We start from the raw sequence: 25421 nt of genomic DNA, 5'->3' as shown, positions 1-25421 counted from the left end.
CCAATGCCTCCTTCCAAAAATAATGAAAAACAAGGAACACCATGGAAACTTCCAATCCCGCCTCCCATGGGTCGGCTGCTAGTGCCGCTGGCCAGAAAACCACCTCCAGCCGTCTCAAATCGATTTTCAGTGGTTCGGTCGGCAACATGGTCGAGTGGTACGACTGGTACGTCTACGCCGCCTTCTCGCTGTACTTCGCCAAAGCCTTCTTTCCCAAGGGCGACACCACCGCCCAGTTGCTCAACACCGCCGCGATCTTTGCCGTCGGCTTTCTGATGCGGCCCATCGGTGGCTGGCTGATGGGGCTGTACGCCGACTACAAAGGGCGCAAGGCTGCGCTGATGGCCTCGGTGCTGCTGATGTGCTTCGGCTCGCTGATCATTGCCCTGACGCCAGGCTATGAAAGCATCGGCGTCGGTGCTCCGATCCTGCTGGTGTTTGCCCGCTTGCTGCAGGGGCTGTCTGTCGGCGGCGAGTACGGCACGTCCGCCACCTACCTCAGCGAAATGGCCACCAAGGAGCGTCGCGGCTTCTTCTCCAGCTTTCAGTACGTCACGCTGATTTCCGGCCAGCTCATCGCGCTGGGCGTGCTGATCGTTCTGCAGCAGACGCTGACCACCGAGCAACTGTATGCCTGGGGCTGGCGTATCCCGTTCGTCATCGGTGCACTGTGCGCAATCGTCGCGCTGTTTCTGCGTCGTGGCATGGAAGAAACCGAGTCGTTCACGCGCAAGAAGAAGGAAAAGCCCAAGGAAAGCCTGATGCGCACGCTGATGCGTCATCCCAAGGAACTGATGACCGTCGTGGGTCTGACCATGGGCGGGACGCTGGCTTTCTACACTTACACCACTTACATGCAGAAGTATCTGGTCAACACCGTCGGCATGAGCATCACCGACTCGACGTCGATATCAGCGGCGACACTGTTTCTGTTCATGCTGTTGCAGCCGGTCGTTGGTGCGCTGTCCGACAAGATCGGGCGTCGTCCGATCCTGATTGCGTTCGGCGTACTGGGAACGCTGTGCACCGTACCGATCCTGACCACGCTGCATACCATTCAGACATGGTGGGGTGCGTTCTTCCTGATCATGGCGGCACTGATCATTGTCAGCGGCTACACCTCGATCAACGCAGTGGTGAAGGCCGAGCTGTTTCCCACCGAGATCCGCGCGCTGGGCGTCGGTCTACCTTACGCCCTGACGGTATCGATCTTTGGCGGCACTGCGGAATACATAGCGCTGTGGTTCAAGAGCATCGGTATGGAAACCGGTTACTACTGGTACGTCACCGCGTGTATTGCCTGCTCGCTGCTGGTGTATGTGTTCATGAAAGACACCCGCAAGCACTCGCGTATCGAAACTGACTGATCGGATTGCGACGATTCTCGTGCCCAGGCTCCGCTCTCATCGTTATATACAAATCTCGTGGGAGCGAGCTTGCTCGCGAAGAGCCCGGTAAAGCCTCCAGAAATAGAGCGTTATGACTGACTCTTCGTGAGCAATGGGGATCGCCGCCCCGTCACTCCATTTTTCGGGCTTATCGAGACGTGTGTATAACGCTGAGGACTCCGCGCAGGCAGAAGAGTCATTCAGGCTCACTTACAACGATCAATATCATCGTCCGCATCGATACAACGGCCGCTCCAAAACAATCAATTACATACAGCACCTGCAACAGAGTGTTACAGAGCGGTGCGTTATTCAACCAACTTTCAGCAATAACCGATTGAATAAACTGCACTTTTAATTTGTCAAGAGCGTTTATTACAAGACTTTTCAAGAATTGCACCACAATAATGCAACCCCCGCTGAAAGGCCCGAAATCAGAGCATCACAGCCAACTATCATTTTCAACGATGATCGCTAGCAATCCTATTAACTTCTTAATAATCCGCTGGCGCGTAGCATTGCCTCCATACCGGGATGACAACTCACCCGACACGCATTGGAGACATCATCATGAAAACCAACACACTGATCTTTGGCCTGGCTATCTCTGTTCTGGCTTCGAGCGCATTTGCACTTCCGGCCACCCACGTTCAAAGCGACCTGTCCAGCGCCACCCTCGTTGCTGAAGGCGGCACCAAACACACTAACGTCGGCTCGATCCGTGTATCGGCTGACGGCGCAGATCATGTCGGTGCCAATCGTCTCGCCGCTGATGGCGCAGACCGCGTCGGTGCAAACCGTCAGGCTGCCGATGGTGCAGACCACGTCGGTGCCAATCGTCTTGCTGCAGACGGTGCAGATCGCGTAGGCGCCAATCGTCTGGGCTGATCACTCACGCAACACCCCCAAAGCCCGGCTCATGTCGGGCTTCTTCATGTCTGGCTCAGGATGAAACACACACGCCGCTCTGGCATCCTCTGCAAATGCGCAGCACTATGCTGACATCCACTATTGAGCCCATCAGGAACCGAGCATGTCAGACGCTATTCACTCCTACGAGCCATCCAAGGGTCACGGCCTGCCGCACGACCCGTTCAACGCGATTGTAGGCCCACGCCCGATTGGCTGGATTTCGTCGCAGGATGCCAACGGTAAACTCAACCTGGCACCTTACAGCTTCTTCAACGCCTTCAACTACGTGCCGCCGATCATCGGCTTCTGCAGCGTGGGTCGCAAAGACAGCCTCAATAATATCGAGCAGACCGGCGAGTTCGTCTGGAACCTGGCGACCCGTTCGCTGGCCGAAGCCATGAACCAGAGCTGCGCACCGGTAGCGCCGGATGTCAGCGAATTCGAGCTGGCAAACCTGACCCCACTGGCCTCGCAGATCGTCTCGGTGCCGCGTGTACTTGAAACGCCGGTGTCGTTCGAGTGCAAGGTCACGCAGATCATTCAGTTGCAGCGTGCCGACAAAGAGCTGGTGCCCAGCTGGTTGATTCTTGGCGAGGTGGTGGCGGTGCATATCGACAAGTCGCTGCTCAAGGACGGCGTTTACGACACTGCCGCCGCCGAGCCTATCCTGCGCGGCGGCGGCCCGGCGGATTACTTCCAGCTCGGCCCGGAAGCGCTGTTCAAGATGTTCCGCCCAGGCGCCTGATCAGGCGTCAGCCCACACCGGTTCGCCCTCTGCATCGATATCGACCAGCCGCTGCAGCTCTTGCACGGCGGCCAGGTCGGCATCATCGGCGGTCTTGAATTTCTGGTCCGGCAGCAGCGCATGGAAGCGCGGTGCGCCGCCGGCGCCCAGCGCCTTCACGGCAATCGCCGCGTTATAACCCTGCTCGGACGGCATCACTGCCGAGACCACTTCAAACCCGTTGTATTCCTTGCGTGCCATGTCTCTCAACCCTGCCAATACGTCAAAGCGCGAATTCTAGCGCGTCTTTCGCCTCGTCCGACACGCGGCATGCAGCGATAAGGCAGCCGACGCAAAACCCAACCTTGTCCTACACTCTAATCAGTTCTTTCAAACTGCTCTGTAGCCGAGGTAAGGAGTGCGTCATGAAAGTAATAACAAGAAAATGCATGGTTGTCGCAGGCGCTCTGGCGGTATTGGCTGTCTACACCGCCGGTGCCTATCGTAACGAACTGGCGCGCCAGGCCCCCTATGTCTCCAGCTGTACGTTTGGCCATTGCGTGCCAACCGATGCAACCTTCAGTGCCTTGCGATGAGGCTCGCACAGCGTGAATTGCATCGCCATTGCGCAAAGGCAGCTATCGATTAGCAAGCTATCGGATTAGACTGGCCGGACTCTCCCGCCACACTTGCGGCGGGTCAACACTGCCATCAGGTTTTGCCTTGACCAGTCTTAATCAAACGCCTCCGGCCATCCGCAGCATCCTGTTTGCGTTGATGATGGCAGTCCTGCTCAGCGCGCTGGACCAAACCATCGTCGCGGTATCGATGCCCGCCATTTCTGCGCAGTTCAGAGACATCGATCTACTGGCCTGGGTCATCTCCGCCTACATGGTGTCGCTGACCGTGGCCGTGCCGATCTACGGCAAACTCGGCGATCTTTACGGGCGACGTAAACTGATGCTGTTCGGGCTGGGGATTTTTACCCTGGCTTCGCTGTTTTGTGGCCTGGCGCAGAGCATGGAACAACTGGTCCTGGCGCGCGTTCTTCAAGGTATCGGCGCCGGCGGGATGGTTTCGGTCAGCCAAGCGATCATCGCCGACATCGTTCCACCTCGCGAGCGTGGCCGTTATCAGGGTTACTTCAGTAGCATGTACGCCGTGGCCAGCGTTGCCGGGCCGGTGCTCGGTGGCCTGATGACCGAATACCTGTCCTGGCGCTGGGTGTTCCTGATCAATCTGCCCTTGGGAGCCGCCGCGCTGATCGTCGCGTATCGGACCCTCGTCGGCCTGCCAGTACCGCAGCGCAAGCCGATTATCGATTACCTGGGTACCGTGCTGATGATCATCGGCCTGACAGCGCTGCTGCTGGGGATTACCGAAATTGGTCAAGGCCACGGTCTGGGCGATACCGAGGTTCTGTTGTTACTGGGCACGGCGCTGCTGACACTGGCCATTTTCGTCTGGTACGAACGTCGCACAGCCGAACCCTTGCTGCCCATGCATCTGTTCACCAACAAGAGCGCCGTGCTGTGCTGGTGTACCGTGTTCTTCACCAGTTTTCAGGCCATCTCCCTGATTGTCCTGATGCCACTGCGTTACCAGACCGTTACCGGGGGCGGCGCAGACAGCGCCGCCCTGCACTTGCTTCCGCTGGCGATCGGTATGCCGATGGGTGCCTATTTCGCCGGGCGACGCACCGCGCATACCGGGCGCTACAAGCCGCTGATCCTGACCGGTGCGCTGTTGATGCCGGTTGCGATTCTGGGCATGGCCTTCACGCCGCCGCAATCGCTGATAGTGATGAGCCTGTTCATGGTCCTCACCGGTGTTGCGACCGGCATGCAGTTCCCCACCTCACTGGTCGGCACTCAGAATTCGGTTCAGCCCCGGGATATGGGCGTGGCCACCAGCACGACCAATCTGTTCCGCTCACTGGGTGGTGCAGTGGGCGTGGCACTGATGTCGGCGCTGCTGTTGGCCATGTTGCAACACACCGGGGTCGGCCAACTCGGCGCAGGAGCACTGGGTGGCGAAGGCGGCTCCGGCAATGTCCTGCTCGACAGCCTTAACGCGGCCACCGGACCCGCGCTGGAAACCCTGCGCGCCGAACTGGCATTGACCTTCAGAAACCTGCTGGTCACCAGCGCGGCCATTTCGCTGCTCGGTCTTGCGGCAGCCGCGGTGATGCCCAATACGTTGCTGCGAGGACGGGACTGACTGCCTTTCTGGTTCAGGAAGGCATCCCGGCCCAGAACCATTGCGTTTTCTTGCTCTTTATATGGGCAAACGCAGGCATCAGTTCGCCCTCGTCGAAGTGCCGACGCGAGCCGGACTGTGCACTGCTGAACCAGCTGCCTGAGCGAGGGCATGCTTGCCCGGCATAGACCGGCGGCAGCGGCTTTTCATCGAATCGCGCATACCACTGCGCAGTGGTTTCATCGGTAAAGCCAATCCCGGGAGCCAGGTAGGGATGAAGGTTGCCGGTGTCCTGCAGGCGAATCGGCTTGATCATCCTGTTGACCGTCACATAAGGCTTTGGCGGCGGCAGCCCTCGCCCGCCCAGCTCAGGCACCTCGCCGGCGCGAATGATCAGGCCGTTGCGGTAGGTGTGGAACACGATCTCGCTGTGCGCACTCATCTCGCCGCGCATTTTGTCGCTGCCTCCCAACTGCCTGACGAACGCATCACCGAGCACGGTGTACCAGCTGACGCCCTTGATACGGTCCAGCAGACGCAGGCTTTCAATGTGCGGGCCGGGGTCGACCATGAGTCCGCTGAAATCCTGAGCAAGCCGAAATTCCCACGGTAAATACTGATGGCCGTCGCACGGCAACACGCAGGCAAGGCCACCAAAGCCATGCTCGGCCTGCAGTTCGCTGCTGAGGTACCTGATCCACTCCTCATACTGTTTCAAGCCGTCGGGCTCGGCCAGGTACGACCAGGGCAGAACCATTTTCAGACACGATCGGTCGTTGTCGGCCTGCCCCTCTGAGGTGTTCATCACGAACAGGCTGTAGGTAGCGACTTCAGCCTGAGTGGCGCTGGCGATAGACCAGATGAACTGCTCGTCTGGCGGGCTCTCGACAATCTGACGCCGGGTCGAGGCGAACCCGGAGCCGCTCAGGCGGCGCATGCGTTTGAAGAGTTGCCATTTGAGTCTGGTTTTGAACGCGTCATAAAAGCGCAAAAAGCAGGCTTCGACGCGACGCTTCATCTCCACGGTGTGGCCATTGTGAAAATACAGCGTGGTGATCAATCCCAAGCGTATGACCGGCGTGCCCAACACGGAATCCATGGCCACACGTTCGGATTGTTGCGTGATCCTGGCCAATAACCTCACAGCATCAGTTGCAGTGTCCGACATGCCCTGCCCTCCCATCAGTCGCGGGGGTCAGGTTTTTGCGCGTACCTGCATGCCCTTCGCAGGTGTCGGTCACGCCGGAAATGTCCCCGTTCAGTGGATAGCCATGGCCCTGCCCGCCCGAGTGGACATCAGCGTAACTGGCGATGATTTCAGGGCACATAGGCGCAAGATTCGGCAAAAACATGCAACCTTCCTCTCTTCTGATCTTTCAGGAGGCGAAGAGTGAAGGGAGTTTTCCTGCGGAGCAATACTCGGAATTTACTTTGGGAAATCAGCTACATGTATCAGGAAATGTCCTACTTGCTTCCTACAATATCTTGTCAGATCAACGCTCGCTGATGCCTGCACGGTGAGCGCTATCAATGAATACCGATAAACGATCAGCAAACACACTATATAAGAGGCAGGGATTGGAGTTAGGCTCTGCACAGCGTCGCTGGCAGGCGGAACCGGCGGGTGCCGCCGCCGCTCACGCTCTGTCAGGCGCCAACTGTCGAGCGGTTGCTATCGATCAGCAACGTCGGGCTGAAACGCAGCATGTCCAGACACACGTCGACCAGTTGCTCGGCCTCTGCGGGCAACGAGAAGCTGTCCGGAACCAGCAGCCATTGGTAAATGATGCCGTTGACGTAGGCAAACAGCGCCACTGCAGCCCGGGCCGTGTCCAGCCCTTTGGGTAATTGCCCTTGGCGTACGGCGTTGTTCAGCCCCAGGGTGATACGGTCGTGGCACTGTATGGCGTTGTCCTGACGCTGACGACGAAAATCACACATCTCGTCGGTAAACTCGCACTTGTGAAAGAGGATTTCATTGATGCGACGGGTTTTCGGGTCCAGTGCGAGTTCATGAAACAGGTGAATCAACAGATTTCTCATGCAGCCCAGCGGGTCTTCTTCGTCCTCGCTCTGACTGGCCTGCGCCATTTCGTCGAGGGGCTCCTGAAGGCTGTCGAGCATGGCCTGCACCAGATCGGCCTTATTGTTGAAGTGCCAATAGATGGCGCCCCGCGTCACACCGGCAAGGGTGGCAATGTCGGCCAGCGTCGTGCGGGCGACGCCTCGCTCATAAAAAGCCTGCTCGGCAGCCTCCAGGATCTGGCTGCGAGTGATCTGAGCTTCCTCTTTGGTGCGACGAACCATGGCAATAAGACCTCAAAAAATTCACCTCAGGCACGCGTCTTGCGTCATGCCTCGAGATATGGCCGGGCGGCATTTGTCTCGCCTTGTCCCGAATTGGCTCCCGGCTCCCTGAATAGTGGCCGAATGCGCATTGCGGTGTTTACAAACAGCCGCGAATGTAAGTATATTCCTTAGCATGCTACTTATCTAGCCGAAATATTTTTTTACACTTCAACGTACTGTTGAGATAACAGGCTCCTGCCCCGAGGATCTTCATGCAATTCAAGCCAGCTGTTACCGTTCTGGTCACTGCCGTCGCCCTGGCAACCCTGCTCAGTGGCTGTAGCAAGAAGGAACAGGCCGCCCCGCCTGCGCAAACCCCTCAGGTAGGCGTCGTTACCATCAAAGCACAGCCCTATACCCTGACCACCGAGCTGCCGGGCCGGACCACCGCCTTCCGCGTCGCCGAGGTTCGTCCTCAGGTCAACGGCATCATTCTCAAGCGTCTGTTCACCGAAGGTGGCGACGTCAAAGCCGGTCAGCAGCTCTACCAGATCGACCCGGCTGTCTATGAAGCCAACGCCAACAGCGCCAAGGCCACCCTGCAATCCGCCAAGTCGATGTCCGATCGCTACAAGCAGCTGGTCAGCGAGCAGGCGGTGAGCCGCCAGGAGTACGACACGGCGCTGGCATCGACCCAGGAAGCTCAGGCAACCCTGCAGACCGCCCAGATCAACCTGCGCTACACCAAGGTGCTGGCGCCCATTTCCGGTCGTATCGGTCGCTCTGCGGTGACTGAAGGCGCACTGGTGAGCAGCGCGCAGACCGACGCCATGGCGACCATCCAGCAACTCGATCCGATCTATGTCGACGTGGTGCAGTCCTCTGCCGACATGCTCAAACTGCGCAGCGACCTGGACAGCGGCAAGCTGCAGAAAGCCGGCGACAACGCGGCCAAGGTCAAGCTGACCCTGGAAGACAACAGCGTCTATGGCCAGGAAGGCAAACTGGAATTCGCCGAAGTGTCGGTTGACCAGACCACCGGCTCCGTGACCCTGCGTGCCGTGTTCCCGAACCCTGAACACCGTCTGCTGCCGGGCATGTTCGTTCATGCGCAGTTGCAGGCTGGCGTCAATTCAAAAGCCATTCTGGCGCCGCAGCAAGGCGTGACGCGCGACCTGAAAGGCACGCCGACCGCCATGGTCGTCAATCAGGACAACAAGGTTGAAATGCGTACGCTGGTGGCCAATCGCACCGTGGGCAGCGACTGGCTGATCGAAGACGGCCTGAAAGAAGGTGATCGTGTCATCACCGAAGGCTTGCAGTACGTCAAACCAGGCGCCGAAGTGAAAGTCGCCGAAGCGACCAACGTCAAAGGAGCAAACCCGGCACCTGCCCCGGCCACTGATAAAGCCGCAGGCAGCAAAGGGGAGTAACCCATGTCGAAATTCTTTATTGATCGACCCATTTTTGCCTGGGTTATTGCCCTCGTGATCATGCTGGTCGGTGCGCTGTCGATTTCCAGCCTGCCGATCAACCAGTACCCGAGCATCGCACCGCCCGCCATCGGTATCCAGGTTACCTATCCGGGCGCGTCTGCCCAGACGGTCCAGGACACCGTGGTTCAGGTGATCGAGCAACAGCTCAACGGTATCGACAACCTGCGTTATGTCAGCTCGGAAAGTAACTCCGACGGCAGCATGACCATCACGGCGACCTTCAATCAGGGCACCAACCCGGATACGGCGCAGGTCCAGGTGCAGAACAAGCTCAACCTCGCGACCCCGCTGCTGCCGCAGGAAGTGCAGCAACAGGGTATCCGCGTCACCAAGGCAGTGAAGAACTTCCTGATGGTGATCGGCCTGGTGTCGGAAGACGGCAGCATGGGTAAGGAAGACCTGGCCAACTACATTGTGTCGAACATGCAGGACCCGATCTCGCGGACCTCCGGTGTGGGTGACTTCCAGGTGTTCGGTTCGCAGTACGCCATGCGTATCTGGCTGGACCCGGCCAAGCTGAACAACTTCCAGCTGACGCCAGTGGACGTGAAAGACGCGATCACCGCGCAGAACGTTCAGGTGTCGTCCGGCCAGTTGGGCGGCCTGCCATCGATCAGCGGCCAGCAGTTGAACGCCACGATCATCGGCAAGACCCGCCTGCAGACCGCCGAGCAGTTCGGCAACATCTTCCTCAAGGTCAACACTGACGGCTCGCAGGTTCGCCTGAAAGACGTCGCCACGGTCGGCCTGGGCGCAGAGAACTACAGCACCGATTCGCAGTTCGACGGCAAACCGGCTTCCGGTCTGGCGATCAAGCTCGCCACCGGCGCCAACGCACTGGACACCGCCAAGGCCATCCGCGCGACCGTGTCGTCGCTGGAGCCGTTCTTCCCGCCGGGCATGAAAGTCGTGTACCCGTATGACACCACACCGGTGGTCAGCGAATCGATCAACGGCGTGGTGCACACCCTGATCGAAGCGATCGTGCTGGTGTTCCTGGTGATGTACCTGTTCCTGCAGAACTTCCGCGCAACCATCATCACCACGATGACGGTTCCGGTGGTCTTGCTGGGTACGTTCGGCATCCTCGCGGCCTTCGGCTTCACCATCAACACCCTGACCATGTTCGGTATGGTGCTGGCCATCGGCTTGCTGGTGGACGATGCGATTGTGGTGGTGGAAAACGTCGAGCGGGTCATGGAGGAGGAAAAACTCTCCCCACGCGACGCCACGATCAAATCCATGACACAAATTCAGGGCGCGCTGGTCGGTATTGCCTTGGTGCTGTCGGCGGTTCTGTTGCCGATGGCGTTCTTCGGCGGCTCCACCGGGGTGATCTACAAGCAGTTCTCGATCACCATCGTCTCGGCCATGGCCCTGTCGGTCGTGGTTGCGCTGATCTTCACCCCGGCGCTGTGCGCCACCATGCTCAAGCCCATCGATCACGAGAAGCACGGGCAACCGAAACGTGGTTTCTTCGGCTGGTTCAACCGCACCTTCGACCGCAGCGTTCTGAGTTACGAGCGCGGCGTCGGCAACATGCTCAAGCACAAGTGGCCTGCGTACCTGGGTTACATACTGATCTGCGCGGGCATGGTGTTCATGTTCATGCGTATTCCGGCTGCGTTCCTGCCCGAAGAAGACCAGGGCGTTATCTTCGCCCAGATCCAGACACCGGCCGGCTCCTCGACCGAGCGTACGCAGGAAGTCATCGATCAGATGCGCGAGTACCTGCTGACCAAGGAAAGCGGCGCGGTGAAGTCGGTGTTCTCGGTAAACGGCTTCAACTTCGCGGGCCGCGGTCAGAGCTCGGCGATTGCGTTCGTGATGCTCAAGCCGTGGGAAGAACGTGATTCCGACAACAGCGTTTTCGAACTGGCCAAGCGGGCTCAGGGCTATTTCTTCAGCCTGCGCGACGCGATGGTGTTTGCCATCGTGCCGCCATCGGTATTGGAGCTGGGTAACGCCACCGGCTTCGACGTTTACCTGCAAGACCAAGGCGGCGTCGGTCACGAGAAACTGATGCAGGCGCGTAACCAGTTCCTCGGCATGGCTGCACAGAGCAAGATTCTGGCGGGCGTGCGTCCGAACGGTCTGAACGACGAACCGCAATACCAGTTGATCATCGACGACGAGCGCGCCAGCGCATTGGGTATCACCCTGTCCGACATCAACAATACCCTGTCCATCGCGTTGGGTGGCAGCTACGTCAACGACTTCATCGACCGTGGCCGTGTGAAGAAGGTGTACATCCAGGGCGATGCAGGTGCGCGTATGACGCCTGAAGACCTGAAGAAATGGTACGTGCGCAACAGCGCGGGTGAGATGGTGCCGTTCTCGGCCTTCGCCAGCGGCAAATGGTCCTACGGCTCGCCGAAACTGTCACGCTACAACGGCGTGGCGGCAGAGGAAGTGCTCGGTACGCCAGCCCCTGGTTACAGCAGCGGCGACGCGATGAACGAAGTCGAGGCGCTGGCCAAGAAGCTGCCGCAGGGCATCGGCATCTCGTGGACCGGTCTGTCCTACGAGGAACGTCTGTCCGGTTCGCAGGCCCCTGCCCTGTATGCCCTGTCGTTGCTGGTCGTGTTCCTCTGTCTGGCGGCGCTGTATGAAAGCTGGTCGATTCCGATCGCGGTCATCCTCGTGGTGCCACTGGGGGTTATCGGTGCACTGATGGCAACCAGCCTGCGCGGTCTGTCCAACGACGTGTTCTTCCAGGTCGGGTTGCTGGTGACGGTGGGTCTGGCGGCGAAAAACGCCATTCTGATCGTCGAGTTCGCCAAAGAGCTTCACGAACAGGGCAAGAGCCTGGTGGACGCGGCGATCGAGGCCTGCCGCATGCGTCTGCGCCCGATCATCATGACCTCCATGGCCTTCATTCTCGGCGTCGTGCCGCTGGCGATTTCCTCGGGCGCAGGTTCGGGCAGTCAGCATTCGATCGGTACTGGCGTAATTGGCGGTATGATCACCGCAGTTATTCTGGCGATCTTCTGGGTGCCCCTGTTCTTCGTAACGGTTTCAGGGCTCTTCAAGAGCAAGCAGAAACATATTTCACACGATGAGGCTGGCCAATGAGCAAGTCATTGATCTCACTTGCAGTTACCGCGTTCATTCTCGGCGGCTGCTCTTTGATCCCCGATTACAAGCAGCCGGAAGCACCGGTCGCGGCACAATACCCGCAAGGGCCGGCGTACTCGCCGGTCGAAGGCGCCAAAATGGCCGCCGCGGAACAAGGCTGGCGGCATTTCTTCAATGACCCGGCGCTGCAACAGCTGATTCAGACTGCACTGCTCAACAACCGTGACCTGCGGGTTGCGGCGCTGAACATCGACGCCTACCGCGCCCAGTACCGTATCCAGCGCTCGGACCTGTTCCCTGCTGTTTCGGCCACCGGCAGCGGTACACGTCAGCGCGTGCCAGCCGATCAGTCGCAAACCGGTCAATCAGGCATCACCAGCAGCTACTCGGCCTCTCTGGGTGTCAGCTCGTACGAGCTGGACCTCTTCGGCCGGGTCCGCAGCCTCAGCGAGCAGGCGCTGGAGACCTACTTCGCCAGCGAGGAAGCGCGTCGCAGCACCCAGATCAGTCTGGTGGCCAGCGTCGCCAATGCCTACATGACCTGGCAGGCCGACAAGGAACTGCTCAAGCTGACGCAGGACACCCTGAAGACCTACGAAGAAAGCTTCCGTCTGACCTCGCGCGCCAGCGAAGTCGGCGTGTCTTCGGCACTGGACCTGAGCCAGTCACGCACCGCCGTTGAAAGCGCGCGCGCCAAACTGGCCCAGTACCAGCGCCTGGTTGCCCAGGATCAGAACAGCCTGGTGCTGCTGCTCGGCACCAGCCTGCCTGACAACCTTCCGGCCAGCCATTTGCTCGATTCCGACATGCTGACCGAAATGCCGGCAGGCCTGCCGTCCGACCTGCTGCAGCGTCGTCCGGACATACTGGAAGCCGAGCACTCGCTGAAGGCGGCCAACGCCAACATCGGCGCGGCACGTGCAGCGTTCTTCCCGAGCATCAGCCTGACGGCCAGTGCCGGGACCAGCAGCAGCGAGCTGTCCGGCCTGTTCAAGGGCGGATCGGGCGCCTGGCTGTTCCAGCCAAGCATCAACATTCCGATCTTCAACGCCGGTAACCTGCGCGCCAGCCTGGACTACTCGAAAATCCAGAAGGAAATCAGCGTTGCCAACTACGAGAAGGCGATTCAGACCGCCTTCCAGGAAGTGTCCGACGGCCTGGCTTCACGCAAGACCTATGACGAGCAGCTCCAGGCGCAACGTGACTTCGTCGCGGCCAACCAGGATTACTACCGTCTGGCCGAGCGTCGCTACCGGATCGGCATCGACAGCAACCTGACCTTCCTCGACGCCCAGCGCTCGCTGTTCAGTGCGCAACAAACACTGATCACCGATCGCCTGTCGCAGCTGACCAGCGAGGTCAACCTGTACAAGGCCCTCGGCGGCGGCTGGTATGAAAGAACCGGACAGACCGAAACCATCTCCAAGGAGAAGCCTTCGGTTCAGCTGTTCTGATTGACAGCGGCACACAAAAAAACCACCTGATCAGGTGGTTTTTTTGTGGCCGAAACATACCTGCGATCAATGATCCTGATGCAGGTACTTGGGCTCTTTGGGCAAGCGCAGACTGAACAGGAACGCCACCGCCATCATGGCCGTCACGTACCAGTAAAAGCTGTTCTCCATCCCGGCACTCTTGAGTTTCAGCGCAACCCACTCAGCCGAGCCGCCGAACATCGCGTTGGCCACCGCGTACGCCAGCCCCACGCCCAGCGCACGAACCTGAGGCGGAAACATCTCGGCTTTGACCAGCCCGCTGATCGAGGTGTAGAAGCTGACGATCGCCAGCGCCAGGGTAATCAGCACAAAGGCAATGAACGGGTTGGTGGTGGTCTTGAGCGTCATCAGGATCGGCACTGTAAACAGCGTACCCAGCGCGCCGAACAGGAGCATCGAATTGCGACGGCCGATGCGGTCCGCAAGCATGCCGAAGAACGGCTGCATGCACATGTATAGAAACAGCGCGCCGGTCATGATGTAGCTGGCGGTCTTGGCTTCCATGCCCCCGGTGTTGACCAGGTATTTCTGCATGTAGGTCGTGAAGGTGTAGAAAATCAGCGAGCCACCGGCGGTATAACCCAGCACCGTGATAAAGGCAGCCGCATGATGCTTGAACAGTGCCGCGATACTGCCCGCGTCCTTGTCCTGCCGGCTTTCGGCCGTGGTGGTTTCATTGAGGGTGCGACGCAGCAGCAAGGCAATGACCGCAGCGGCAGCACCGATCACGAAGGGGATGCGCCAGCCGTAGTCACGCAACTCTTCGGTGGTCAGGAATTGCTGGAGGATGACCACGGTCAACACCGCCAGCAGTTGCCCGCCGATCAGAGTCACGTACTGAAACGAAGCATAAAAGCCACGCTGGCCACGCAGCGCCACTTCACTCATGTAAGTGGCCGTGGTGCCGTACTCGCCACCCACCGACAGGCCTTGCAGCAGGCGCGCCATCAGCAGCAAGGCCGGCGCCCAGGCGCCAATCGATGCATAGGTCGGCAGACAGGCAATGATCAATGATCCGGCACACATCATGGTGACCGAAATCAGCATGGAGTTCTTGCGGCCATGTTTGTCTGCGACACGACCAAACAGCCATCCGCCAATCGGACGCATCAGAAAGCCAGCGGCAAACACACCTGCGGTGTTGAGCAACTGAACGGTCGGATCATCGGAAGGGAAGAAAGCCGGTGCGAAATAAATCGCGCAGAAGGCGTAGATATAAAAGTCGAACCATTCGACCAGGTTGCCGGATGAAGCACCGACAATCGCGAAAATTCTTTTGCTTCGCTCCTCGCCGGTGTAATGCGGTGCTTTTGATGTTGTAGTCATTATTTTCCCCAAGCAGAACTGTCCATAAGAAACAATCTGTAACACCGTCTTTAATCGAGCACAATCAGTCTGAGCAATTCAGCCACCAGGAAAATCGGCAGGGTTGAACATTCAGTGCCCAGACGAACAACAACCCGGATCATCGGCCCGCCTTTTCGTGGAGGCAGACAAACGATCCGGGTTGCTGGACAACAGGTTGAAGCGGGAGGGCTTACCGCTCGATGGCCAGCGCAAGCCCCTGCCCGACGCCAACGCACATGGTTGCCAGACCTCTGCGCCCGCCGGTTTTCTCCAGATGATGCAGCGCCGTCAGCACCAGCCGCGCGCCGCTCATGCCCAGCGGATGGCCTAGGGCAATCGCCCCGCCGTTGGGATTGACCTGCGGCGCATCGTCCGCCAGACCCAGCTCGCGCAGCACCGCAAGCCCCTGGCTGGCAAACGCTTCATTGAGCTCGATGACATCGAAATCGGTCACCGCCAGGCCCAGCCGCTCGACCAGTTTACGCACCGCTGGCACCGGGCCAATGCCCATCACCCGAGGTGCAACCGCGGCGCTGGCCATCCCGAGCACGCGGGCGCGGGGCGTCAGGCCATGCTTTTTGACCGCTTCGGCCGACGCCAGAATCAGTGCAGCAGCGCCGTCGTTGACTCCGGACGCATTACCGGCAGTCACCGTACGGTCCGGGCCATTGACCGGCTTGAGTTTGCTCAGGGTTTCCAGACTGGTATCGCCACGCGGATGCTCATCCTTGTCGACAAGGGTCTCGCCCTTTTTGTGCGCGACCCGCACCGGCACGATCTCTTCCTCGAAAAAGCCCGCAGCCTGGGCAACGGCAGTGCGTTGCTGGCTGCGCAGGGCGAAAGCGTCCTGATCGGCTCGAGAAATCCTGAAGTCGGTTGCCACGTTGTCGCCCGTCTCGGGCATTGAGTCCACGCCGTACTGCGCTTTCATCGCCGGATTGATAAAGCGCCAGCCGATGGTGGTGTCTTCCAGCTTCATGTTGCGCGAAAACGCGGCATCGGCCTTGCCCATCACAAAGGGGGCGCGGGACATCGACTCGACGCCTCCGGCGATGGCCAGCTCGATTTCACCTGACGCGATGGCCCGGAAAGCGGTGCCGATGGCGTCCATCCCGGACGCACACAAACGATTGAGGGTGACGCCCGGTACACTTTCCGGCAGCCCGGCCAACAGTGCGGCCATGCGCGCAACGTTGCGGTTGTCCTCACCGGCCTGATTGGCACAGCCAAAGAACACTTCGTCGATCTCTTCCCAGTTGACCGACGGATTGCGCTCCATCAGCGCCTTGATCGGCACCGCCGCCAGGTCGTCTGCTCGCACCGAAGACAACCCGCCACCAAAGCGACCGATGGGCGTACGAATCGCATCGCAAATAAATACTTCACGCATCACGCTTCTCCTGCAACCTGACCATGAGCCGCGGCAGTTCGTGCTTCCAGATCACGCAGCGCCGTCAGCTCGACGTCGGTAGGCTCTTCGGAAACCGCCACCGTGTCGGCAAAGCGGATCTCCCAGCCGGTTGCGGCAACGACCTGCTCGCGGGTCACGCCAGGGTGCAACGTGGTGACGACAAACTCGTGGGTGCCGGCTTCCGGCTCCATGATGCACAGGTCGGTGATGATGCCCACCGGACCGGCACCTGGCAGGCCCAGGCGTTTGCGCGAGTCGCCGCCTTCGCCATGGCCGACCGAGGTGATGAAGTCCAGCTTGTCGACGAACGAACGCGCCGACTGCTTGAGGATGATCAGCACTGATTTGGCCGAACCGGCGATCTCCGGCGCACCACCTGCACCCGGCAGACGCACTTTTGGATGGTGGTAATCGCCGACCACGGTGGTGTTGATGTTGCCGAAACGGTCGACCTGCGCCGCGCCGAGAAAGCCGACATCGACGCGACCGCCCTGCAGCCAGTAGCGGAAGATTTCGCTGGTGGATACCACTGTGTCGGCGGTTTCAGCCAACTCGCCATCACCGATAGACAACGGCAACACCGTGGGCTTGGCACCAATCGGGCCGGACTCGTAGATCAGTACCACGTCAGGCGCAGAGGTAAGACGTGCCAGATTCGCTGCCTTCGAAGGCAGGCCGATGCCGACGAAGCACACAGAACCATTACGCAAGCGACGGGCTGCGGCAACGGTCATCATTTCACTGGTGGAGTAAGTCATTATTTGGCCTCCGACGCGCGAGCCAGCTTGCTCTGGAATTCACTGAAGTCTGCGGTGCCGTGGATGTATTCATCGATCCACGCCGTAAAGGTCTCCCGGTCTCGGGCGATCGGGTCCCAGGCCTGATAGAAGGGGTTGTCACGCTCGTAGTAGCCATGCGCATAAGACGGGTGCGCACCGCCTGGCACCAGGCACACCGCGCTCAGCGCCCAGGTCGGCAACACGCAGGAGTTCATCGGCGCCTTGAGGTCATCGACGATTTCTTCCACCGTCACAATGCAACGCTTCGCAGCCAGTGCGGCTTCTTTCTGCGCACCGAGAATGCCCCACAACAGCACGTTGCCCTTGCGGTCGGCTTTCTGCGCATGAATCACGGTTACGTCGGGACGTACCGAAGGCACCGCTGCCAACACTTCGCCGGTGAACGGGCAGGTGACCGTCTTGATCAGCGGGTTGACCTTGGGCAGGTCGGACCCGGCGTAAGCGCGCAGCACGGCGAACGGCAGACCGGACGCGCCCGCTACATAAGCGTTGGCGAGGTCGGCATGGCTGTGCTCTTCAATTTCCATCGCGCGCGGCCACTGCTTTTCAACGGCGTCGCGCAAACGGTGCAAGGAGCCAACGCCAGGGTTGCCGCCCCACGAGAAAATCAGCCGCTTCGCACAGCCGGCACCGATCAACTGGTCGTAGATCAGATCGGGCGTCATGCGCACCAGGGTCAGGTCTTTTTTACCCTGACGGATGATTTCATGGCCAGCGGCCGTGGGGATCAGATGCGTGAAGCCTTCCAGCGCAACGGTGTCGCCATCGTTGACCAGTTGCTTCACCGCATCGCGTAGAGAAAGAATGTCTGCCATGAGGTGCTCCGAACCCAACATCACGTTCAATGATCAGCGCGAAGACCTGCGCCGGAATGAAAATGAGGTTATGCCTGAGCAAGAAGGCAAACAATCCGATAATCGACTAAACGTTCGGTAATCGAACGAATTCAATCCGGGGAAAACACGGCCACGTCAGGTAAACAGCTGCGTACTCAGGTCGCGACTGGCATCGAGCATGATCGGCAGAAAGCGCTGTTCCAGCTCGCTGCGTGCGACACGCCCGGCACTGGTACTGACATTCAGCGCAGCCAGCACCTGGCCCGACGCATCATAGACCGGTACGGCAATCGAACGCAGCCCCTGCTCCAGTTCCTGATCGACAATGCACCAGCCCTGTTGCCGAACCAGTTGCAGACATTCGAGCAAGGCTTCCGGCGTGCGAATGGTGCGGCTGGTCTTGGGCTGCAGATCGACATGGTCAAGGTATTCATGCAGCGACACGTCATCCAGTGCGGCCAGCAGAATGCGGCCCATGGACGTGCAGTACGCGGGAAGACGACCGCCCACGGAAAGGTCGACCGAGATGAGCCGCTGCGTGGTCGCAGAGCGCGCTATATACAGAATGTCATCGCCTTCCAGCGTGGCCATGTTGCACGCCTCGTGCAGTTGATCACTCATACGGTCCAGATAAGGCTGCGACGACGTTGCCAGTGGCGTCGATGACAAATAGGCGTGACCCAGAGTCAACACTTTGGGCAGTAACGAGTAGGTCCGGCCATCAGTGGTCGCATAACCAAGCTTGATCAGGGTGTGCAGGCAACGACGCACTGCCGCGCGAGGGATCTCCGTGCGATGGCTGATCTGCGCAATGGTCAGGTGCCGCTTGCGCTCCTGAAAGGCATGAATCACCGCCAGCCCACGCGCCAGCGAGGTCATGAAATCCGGGTCACCGGTCAGCGCCTGAATGCGCTTTGCGGGCGACGCCACGATGGGCGGTGCCAATGAGGCAAAAGATTTACGCAGTTCGTCGTTCATTGACACACCTTATGTAACTGCCTTTCAGGCCCTGTAAACCGTAGGTTTCAGCTCTTTTCAGGGGAGCGAAGCCCTTCCCCGTCTGTGCGATTATCGAACAGGTGGCCGATAATCGCAATTGACCCCATGTAAATATACTTATACCTTTACCTCTGCCACGAAGTGACTTCTTGGAAATACTGGTCAGGTACCCACTGAGAAGTCCAAGGCAGCGGCCTTGCTCACCAAGCAAGGCCGTTTTCATTACTCAGGCGCATCCCTCGTGCCCGATGCTCGCGACACCCTCCTCCTCATCCCGTTCGCGATCGGTGCCTGCCGCGCAACTCCACACATCCTGCATATAAAAAGCGTGGAATTTCTTCGCCAACATTTTGTCGTCGAAAGTGAAAACTGTTTTATAAAACTTATGTCATATAAACGGCTCACTGAAACTTCGGAACAATCGTACAAAAAAACCAGACATGTGAACTCATTCAACCTCTGTTGTTGACGTAGCAGAAGTTCTTGGAGATAGTATCCGTCAGTTGGTTGGCAATACCCTCGCAACGATTGATCCACTCACCCGATTTTCGCATCGACTGCCCTGTCGGCGCGCTGTCACGGTGCAGTATCGCCGCGAGACCATCAGCAAGCCTGCCAGCACAAGCCCTGTGCTTGAAATCAAACGTGTGTCGCTACGACAGGTGTTTTTCTCTGGTGCACGTAGCCGCAGACAACAACAGGTATGTCCAGTAACCCTTTCGCGCAATTGCCCGAACAGGACGCTGACTGTATTTGGTATACGGCCAGACTGGAGTGAACATACTTGCGATGTTCTGCGTCATCGCCAGAGCCCATTCGACTCGATCAGGTATTAAAGTGACTAAAGATGAACTGCGCGCGGAACTTGAGCGCCAGGAACAACGCTACAAGGATGTCTACGGCGGTGAAATCACCACCTACGCCGCGCAACCGGAACCGGAACGCAAGCCTTGGCGCAAAAGAGCCAGCCTGCTGGACCAGGCGTTCAAGCAAGAACTGCAAAAAATGGAAGAAGGCCTGAAAGAAGAGCCATGACAGCACGGGTCTGCCGATCCCTGCCCGACACTCTGACTTCCAGCCCCCGGAATTACACGCCTTACTGCCTCATTGAACATTCAACGGGGCGGCGCTCATGCGTCTTTTTTTTGGTTTGAGGCGACACCGCGTGGTGACGACAAGTCGTTCGGTATTTTTTCTGTCATAATCGCGCCCCCTTCAGACCCGGTCAGAAAACCTACATGATCGATTTATTCAGCGGGCTTGATGCCTGGGTGCTTGTGAGCCTGTTGCTCGCCCTGGCTTTCGTCCTCACCTTCGAGTTCATCAACGGCTTTCATGACACCGCCAACGCGGTGGCGACAGTCATTTACACCAAAGCGATGCCGCCTCACCTGGCCGTGTTTTTTTCCGGTGTATTCAACTTTCTCGGCGTGTTGCTGGGCGGCGTGGGCGTTGCCTATGCCATCGTCCATCTACTGCCGGTCGAACTGCTCATCAACGTCAACACCGGACATGGCCTAGCCATGGTGTTTTCGCTGCTGGCGGCGGCGATTACCTGGAACCTCGGTACCTGGTACTTCGGCATTCCGGCCTCCAGTTCGCACACGCTGATCGGCTCGATACTCGGTGTGGGTCTGGCCAATGCGCTGCTCAACGATATCCCGCTGGCCGATGGCGTGAATTGGCAGAAAGCGATCGATATCGGCGCTTCGCTGGTGTTCTCGCCGCTGGCCGGCTTTATCGTTGCGGGTCTGGTACTGGTTGCGTTGAAATGGTGGCGCCCGCTGTCGAAGATGCACAAGACCCCTGACCAGCGCCGCAAACTGGATGACAAGAAGCACCCGCCGTTCTGGAACCGTCTGGTGCTGGTCATTTCCGCCATGGCGGTCAGCTTCGTACACGGTTCGAATGACGGCCAGAAAGGTATTGGCCTGATCATGCTGGTGCTGATCGGTATCGTGCCCAGCCAGTTCGTGCTTGACCTCACCAGCACGACCTACCAGATCGAACGCACCCGCGACGCGACCCAGCACCTGAACCAGTTCTATCAGCGCAACAGCAGCACGCTTGGCGAATATCTGGCCATGGGTAAAGCTGAAAAAGGCGACCTGCCATCCAGTTCCGCCTGTAATCCGAAGCAGACCGAACCTACCATCGACGCGCTGCTCGACCGCCTGAAGGGCGTGTCCGATTACCATGCGCTGGCCCCTGAAAGCCGCATCGAAGTTCGTCGCTACCTGTTGTGCCTGGACGATACCGCCCGCAAGGTCGGCAAACTTCCAGACCTGTCAGCGCGTGAAAAATCCGACCTGGAGAAACTTCGCAAGGACCTGACCACCACCACCGAGTACGCACCGTTCTGGGTGATTCTGGCGGTCGCACTGGCGTTGGGTATCGGCACCATGGTCGGCTGGAAACGTGTGGTACTGACAATTGGCGAGAAGATCGGCAAGCAGGGCATGACCTACGCACAAGGCATGTCGGCGCAGATCACCACCGCTTGCGCGATCGGTCTGGCCAACGTGTTCAGTCTTCCTGTGTCCACCACGCACATTCTGTCATCGGGTGTAGCTGGCACCATGGTCGCCAACAAGAGCGGCCTGCAAGGCGGAACCGTGCGCACCATCCTGCTGGCCTGGGTGCTGACCCTACCGGCAACGGTCGCCTTGTCCGCAGCGTTGTTCTGGCTGGCTTCCAAGGCCCTGGCCTGATCTAGGCCTGTGCGAAAAGTCGGCGAGCGAAGGTCAGGCGAGGCAAAAACAGGCGAGGAACGGCCGGGGTCGCGTTCGACTCTACGTGTTGTAAATGAGCATTCCGATTGGACTCGCATTCCGAGCCTGTTTTTAACGAAGCATCACCGAGCGCAGCCACTTTTCGTACAGAGCCTAAAACCCTTCGGGCGGTGCATGCCTTGCACCGCTCAAGGGTTTGACTCACTTATCCCCCTGCGCGCCCTCCTCCTCAAGCCCTTCAACAGGCGATTGCGCTTGCTGCAGCTCGCGCCACAGCGCTGCGGCACCGTCGAAATCAGTGCCGTTTTCCGCAGTCAGTTCAGCAGGGTCATAGCGACTCAGGCAGCCTTCGCCAAGCGTTGCCGGAGCGGTGGAAGTGGCTTTGTCGAGAGGATCGGTCATTGGCTGTCACCTTGCGCGTTGCACCATTGCCGACAGCTGAGTCGGGAGCGCGACAGACGCGCTCCGGAAAAGATAGATCAGCCGAAGACGACTGTCTTGTTGTCGTGAACCAGAACGCGGTCTTCCAGGTGAGCGCGCAGGCCGCGGGCCAGCACCATTTTTTCCACGTCGCGGCCGAAACGCACCATGTTTTCGATGCTGTCACGGTGGCTGACGCGCACGACGTCCTGCTCGATGATCGGACCGGCGTCGAGCTCTTCGGTCACATAGTGACAGGTCGCGCCGATCAGTTTGACGCCGCGCAACGAGGCCTGGTGATAAGGCTTGGCCCCGACGAACGATGGCAGGAAGCTGTGGTGGATATTGATAACCTGATGGGCATATTCACGGCACAACTGCGGCGGCAGGATTTGCATATAACGCGCCAGAACCACGACATCAGCCTGATGATGACCGACCAGACGCGATACCTCGGCGAATGCAGGCTCCTTGTCTTTCGGGTCCACCGGAACATGGTAGTAAGGGATGTTGTGCCACTCGACCATGCTGCGCAGGTCCTGGTGGTTTGAGATCACACAGGCGATGTCGCAGTCGAGCTCGTCACTGTGCCAACGGTGCAGCAGGTCGGCCAGACAGTGCGATTCGCGACTTGCCATGAGCACGACGCGCTTCTTCTGCGCCGAGTCGGTAATGCGCCAGTCCATCGAAAATTCTTCGGCGATCGGCGTGAAGGCTTCACGGAAGCCGTCCAGGTCAAAAGGCAGGGTGTCGGCACGGATCTCGTGACGCATGAAAAACCAGCCGCTGAGATTGTCCGAATGATGACTCGCTTCGGTGATCCAGCCGTTATGGGACGCCAGAAAGTTACTGACTTTGGCAACGATGCCTACACGGTCCGGGCAAGCAATCACCAGACGAAAAGTGCGCATTGGGGGAAACTCCAGAACTTCGCAAAGCCGCTATTCTAGCGGCTGCGCAGCAAAACTGCAGTATCTCTGTTGCCTGAATTCAGATGGCGAAAAAGCACACCGCCAAGGCCAAAGATTGCACCTTGCCAGTATGCGTTTTCCGGGTGCCCAGCGCTAAACAAAACCTGTAATAAAGAGGGCTTTATAGCGGCGATCTTTTGAAGGAAGCGTGACGCGCCCCTAGTTCAGACGTCTGTAGGACGTGTGTATATTGCTAAATAATTCAAATAAAACTTTTATTTAATGTTTACTTGCTCATTTACAGTGACTATTATTGCCGCACTGTATCCCTGCAACCCTCACAACATAAGGTCTCCTCATGTCCCTGATCAACGAATACCGCGCTACAGAAGAAGCCATCAAAGAACTGCAAGCCCGTTTGAAGAACCTGTCGCAAGACGACAAACTGCAAACCGAGCTGGAATTCGAAGGCAAACTGCGCACGCTGATGGGCGAATACCAAAAGTCGCTGCGTGACATCATTGCCCTGCTGGATCCGGATGCCAAGGTAAACAAGGCCCCTCGTGGCGGCGCTGTTAAACCTGCCGGCACCAAACGCGCCCGCAAGGTCAAGCAATACAAGAACCCGCACAACGGTGAAGTCATCGAAACCAAAGGTGGCAACCACAAGACGCTGAAAGAGTGGAAAGCCAAGTGGGGCAGCGACGACGTTGAAAGCTGGGCCACTTTGCTGGGCTAAGCTTCACCAGATCGCGGTTCATCGCGATTGCAAAAACGCCAGCTTGCTGGCGTTTTTTATTGCCCGGTATTTTCTATACGCCCAGACGGTTACTCAGTTCGTGTGCGTAATCCTGCCATTGCCGCAACACCTCCAACTGCTCTGGCGCGGCACTAAGGGAGCATTCTACCCATGCGGCCGTAAAGTCATGCAGGGTGTTGGGAGCGCCCCATTCCGGGTTGCGCAAGCGCTGCTGACAGAAATCCCGCCAGCGTGTTTGCTCTTCGCCACTCAAGGTGTCAGGAAAGTTACGAGCGCGATACCGGAATAACAATTCAGGCAATCGGGCATCATCAAACGGCCAGGCGTCACGCGCCAGTTGTTCGGGCTCGGCCTGCCGAACTTGCTCACACAGTCGACGATCACGATCACCTATAAAACCGTCATATAACTGCTGTTCGGGATCTTCACTTGCGGCGAAATCGTCCTTGCCGTAAACCGCCGCCAGTTTATCGTGCCAAACTTCGCGGCGTTCACTCAATTGCGTTGCGCGCACCTGATAGCCAGCCATGTCCAGTTGCAGCCGCTGCTGATCTTCGCTGCGCAGCACCCCCAGCGGCGCGATCACCGGGCAACGGTTTATATGCAACAGTTTGAGCGGCACGGGCAATTCGCCGTCGCCCAGCGCGTCGTGCCGCGTATATAAACGCCGCTTGAGTGTTTCAGCGTCCTCGTGCAACAACGGTGAGTGATCCAGGTGCAGATCACACACGATCAGCGCGTTGCGATTATGCGGGTGCCACGCCAACGGCAGCACCACGCCCAGGTAATTGCGCGCCGCAGAAAAACGTCCTGAAATATGCACAAGAGGCTGCATCAGGCGTACCTGTTCCTGGACTTTCTGCTTGCTGCGCAAGGCGAACAGAAAGTCGTAAAGCTTCGGCTGCTTTTCACGAATCAAACGCGCCAGAGCAATAGTTGCACGCACATCGGATAACGCGTCGTGCGCCTGCCCGTGATCAATACCGTTGGCAGCCGTCAGCCGCTCCAGCTTCAGCGTGACCCGACCGTCCTGTTCCGGCCAGACAATGCCATCGGGGCGCAATGCGTAGGCGGCCCGCACGACATCGATCAGATCCCAGCGACTGTTGCCCCCCTGCCATTCGCGCGCGTAGGGGTCGAAGAAGTTGCGATAAAAACTGTAGCGCGTGACTTCATCATCAAAACGCAAGGTGTTGTAACCCGCGCCACAGGTACCCGGCGCAGACAGTTCGGCATGTACGCGCGTCATGAAATCGGCCTCGCACAGGCCTTTTTCTGCCAGCGTGGCCGGAGTGATTCCGGTAATCATGCAGGCGGCAGGATGAGGCAGGATGTCATCGCTCAGCTGGCAGTGCAGATTGACCGGAGGCGCGATTTCATTGAGGTCGGTATCCGTGCGAATTCCGGCCATCTGCAGCGCACGGTCATTGCGCGGGTTGATACCGGTGGTTTCGTAGTCGTACCAAAAGATGCTGGAGGTCACGGGCTGATCCTGAACAAAAGACCCGCGAAGTGTAGGGCGTGACAGGTGTCATTGGCTAATCGGGTCATATCCGGCGCACCGGGAAATGTTTTCTTACAGCCCGCGTATTGAATGGTCGGTTGCTTAGCTCCGCTGCGGTA

General features: G+C 58.7%; 23 protein-coding genes. 11 read left to right on the top strand and 12 right to left on the bottom strand.

Features of this window, described 5'->3' with window-relative positions:
• Window positions 1-41: 41 nt before the first annotated feature.
• The 3 genes from LIX91_RS00675 to LIX91_RS00665 all read left to right on the top strand — a co-directional run bounded on the left by LIX91_RS00675 (window position 42) and on the right by LIX91_RS00665 (window position 3045).
• Entirely contained in the window at window positions 42-1367 is a 1326-nt protein-coding gene (locus LIX91_RS00675; RefSeq protein ID WP_003413212.1) for an MFS transporter, read from the top strand.
• Window positions 1368-1958: 591 nt separating this feature from the next.
• A complete protein-coding gene (locus tag LIX91_RS00670) occupies window positions 1959-2276 on the top strand; it encodes a hypothetical protein (protein ID WP_011268785.1) in 318 nt (105 codons plus the stop codon).
• A 145-nt stretch (window positions 2277-2421) separates the two neighbouring features.
• A complete protein-coding gene (locus LIX91_RS00665) occupies window positions 2422-3045 on the top strand; it encodes a flavin reductase family protein (RefSeq protein WP_003406312.1) in 624 nt (207 codons plus the stop codon).
• On the opposite strand, the gene LIX91_RS00660 is transcribed toward LIX91_RS00665, so the two are convergent.
• The gene (locus tag LIX91_RS00660) at window positions 3046-3285 is read right to left on the bottom strand and encodes a hypothetical protein (RefSeq protein WP_003406313.1); all 240 of its coding nucleotides are present in this window, start codon (window positions 3283-3285) and stop codon (window positions 3046-3048) included.
• Between the two features lie 164 nt (window positions 3286-3449).
• Between LIX91_RS00660 and LIX91_RS00655 the strand changes: the two genes are divergently transcribed.
• Window positions 3450-3620, top strand: coding sequence for a hypothetical protein (locus LIX91_RS00655; protein WP_180301239.1), 171 nt, complete (start codon window positions 3450-3452; stop codon window positions 3618-3620).
• 127 nt (window positions 3621-3747) lie between these two features.
• The gene (locus LIX91_RS00650) at window positions 3748-5244 is read left to right on the top strand and encodes an MDR family MFS transporter (protein WP_100072469.1); all 1497 of its coding nucleotides are present in this window, start codon (window positions 3748-3750) and stop codon (window positions 5242-5244) included.
• A 13-nt stretch (window positions 5245-5257) separates the two neighbouring features.
• On the opposite strand, the gene LIX91_RS00645 is transcribed toward LIX91_RS00650, so the two are convergent.
• The 3 genes from LIX91_RS00645 to LIX91_RS00635 all read right to left on the bottom strand — a co-directional run bounded on the left by LIX91_RS00645 (window position 5258) and on the right by LIX91_RS00635 (window position 7530).
• Entirely contained in the window at window positions 5258-6391 is a 1134-nt protein-coding gene (locus LIX91_RS00645) for a DUF3396 domain-containing protein (RefSeq protein ID WP_226487821.1), read from the bottom strand.
• Entirely contained in the window at window positions 6372-6575 is a 204-nt protein-coding gene (locus LIX91_RS00640) for a hypothetical protein (protein ID WP_032703149.1), read from the bottom strand. The genes LIX91_RS00645 and LIX91_RS00640 overlap by 20 nt, the downstream gene beginning before the upstream one ends.
• 295 nt (window positions 6576-6870) lie before the next feature.
• The gene (locus LIX91_RS00635) at window positions 6871-7530 is read right to left on the bottom strand and encodes a TetR family transcriptional regulator (RefSeq protein ID WP_003413223.1); all 660 of its coding nucleotides are present in this window, start codon (window positions 7528-7530) and stop codon (window positions 6871-6873) included.
• 254 nt (window positions 7531-7784) lie between these two features.
• Here LIX91_RS00635 and LIX91_RS00630 point away from each other — a divergent pair, with 254 nt between their 5' ends.
• From LIX91_RS00630 to LIX91_RS00620, 3 genes are read left to right on the top strand one after another with little or no spacing between them, the layout of a single operon-like run.
• On the top strand, window positions 7785-8945 hold the full coding sequence (locus LIX91_RS00630; RefSeq protein WP_003413226.1) for an efflux RND transporter periplasmic adaptor subunit: 1161 nt from the start codon (window positions 7785-7787) through the stop codon (window positions 8943-8945).
• Between the two features lie 3 nt (window positions 8946-8948).
• Window positions 8949-12083, top strand: a complete 3135-nt coding sequence (locus tag LIX91_RS00625) for an efflux RND transporter permease subunit (protein WP_003418653.1) — start codon at window positions 8949-8951, stop codon at window positions 12081-12083.
• Window positions 12080-13540 carry an AdeC/AdeK/OprM family multidrug efflux complex outer membrane factor gene (locus LIX91_RS00620; RefSeq protein ID WP_003431378.1) on the top strand — a complete coding sequence of 487 codons (1461 nt, stop codon included), beginning with the start codon at window positions 12080-12082 and terminating at the stop codon, window positions 13538-13540. The genes LIX91_RS00625 and LIX91_RS00620 overlap by 4 nt, the downstream gene beginning before the upstream one ends.
• Before the next feature lie 66 nt (window positions 13541-13606).
• Here LIX91_RS00620 and LIX91_RS00615 read toward each other — a convergent pair whose 3' ends face one another.
• The 5 genes from LIX91_RS00615 to pcaR form a co-directional block, all read right to left on the bottom strand.
• Window positions 13607-14908: an MFS family transporter gene (locus tag LIX91_RS00615; RefSeq protein ID WP_003413237.1), complete on the bottom strand. Its 1302-nt coding sequence runs from the start codon at window positions 14906-14908 to the stop codon at window positions 13607-13609.
• 211 nt (window positions 14909-15119) lie between these two features.
• Complete coding sequence (gene pcaF, locus LIX91_RS00610) at window positions 15120-16322, bottom strand: 3-oxoadipyl-CoA thiolase (protein ID WP_173929316.1); 1203 nt, start codon at window positions 16320-16322, stop codon at window positions 15120-15122.
• A complete protein-coding gene (locus LIX91_RS00605; protein WP_174518690.1) occupies window positions 16319-17101 on the bottom strand; it encodes a CoA-transferase subunit beta in 783 nt (260 codons plus the stop codon). The genes pcaF and LIX91_RS00605 overlap by 4 nt, the downstream gene beginning before the upstream one ends.
• Entirely contained in the window at window positions 17098-17955 is an 858-nt protein-coding gene (locus LIX91_RS00600) for a CoA transferase subunit A (RefSeq protein WP_003395944.1), read from the bottom strand. The genes LIX91_RS00605 and LIX91_RS00600 overlap by 4 nt, the downstream gene beginning before the upstream one ends.
• 156 nt (window positions 17956-18111) lie before the next feature.
• Window positions 18112-18954, bottom strand: coding sequence for a pca regulon transcriptional regulator PcaR (gene pcaR / locus LIX91_RS00595; protein ID WP_003363842.1), 843 nt, complete (start codon window positions 18952-18954; stop codon window positions 18112-18114).
• A gap of 858 nt (window positions 18955-19812) precedes the next feature.
• Here pcaR and LIX91_RS00590 point away from each other — a divergent pair.
• Both LIX91_RS00590 and LIX91_RS00585 read left to right on the top strand, forming a co-directional pair.
• Window positions 19813-20010: a hypothetical protein gene (locus tag LIX91_RS00590; RefSeq protein ID WP_002554967.1), complete on the top strand. Its 198-nt coding sequence runs from the start codon at window positions 19813-19815 to the stop codon at window positions 20008-20010.
• A gap of 203 nt (window positions 20011-20213) precedes the next feature.
• Entirely contained in the window at window positions 20214-21686 is a 1473-nt protein-coding gene (locus LIX91_RS00585) for an inorganic phosphate transporter (RefSeq protein WP_100072472.1), read from the top strand.
• A gap of 222 nt (window positions 21687-21908) precedes the next feature.
• Here the strand turns inward: LIX91_RS00585 and LIX91_RS00580 are convergent, their stop codons facing one another.
• Both LIX91_RS00580 and purU read right to left on the bottom strand, forming a co-directional pair.
• Entirely contained in the window at window positions 21909-22109 is a 201-nt protein-coding gene (locus tag LIX91_RS00580) for a hypothetical protein (protein ID WP_103696080.1), read from the bottom strand.
• Window positions 22110-22186: 77 nt separating this feature from the next.
• Window positions 22187-23038: a formyltetrahydrofolate deformylase gene (gene purU, locus LIX91_RS00575; RefSeq protein WP_003413243.1), complete on the bottom strand. Its 852-nt coding sequence runs from the start codon at window positions 23036-23038 to the stop codon at window positions 22187-22189.
• A 358-nt stretch (window positions 23039-23396) separates the two neighbouring features.
• On the opposite strand from purU, the gene mvaT reads away from it, so the two are divergent.
• The gene (gene mvaT / locus LIX91_RS00570; RefSeq protein WP_002554971.1) at window positions 23397-23777 is read left to right on the top strand and encodes a histone-like nucleoid-structuring protein MvaT; all 381 of its coding nucleotides are present in this window, start codon (window positions 23397-23399) and stop codon (window positions 23775-23777) included.
• 73 nt (window positions 23778-23850) lie between these two features.
• Here the strand turns inward: mvaT and sbcB are convergent, their stop codons facing one another.
• The gene (gene sbcB / locus LIX91_RS00565) at window positions 23851-25281 is read right to left on the bottom strand and encodes an exodeoxyribonuclease I (protein WP_046271646.1); all 1431 of its coding nucleotides are present in this window, start codon (window positions 25279-25281) and stop codon (window positions 23851-23853) included.
• Between the last annotated feature and the right edge of the window lie 140 nt (window positions 25282-25421).

It is taken from the genome of Pseudomonas sp. B20 (assembly GCF_020515755.1).
In the GTDB taxonomy this organism is placed as follows: domain Bacteria; phylum Pseudomonadota; class Gammaproteobacteria; order Pseudomonadales; family Pseudomonadaceae; genus Aquipseudomonas; species Aquipseudomonas syringae.
The sequence above is the reverse complement of the archived record's forward strand: the minus strand, read 5'-3'. Positions and strand labels throughout refer to the sequence as shown.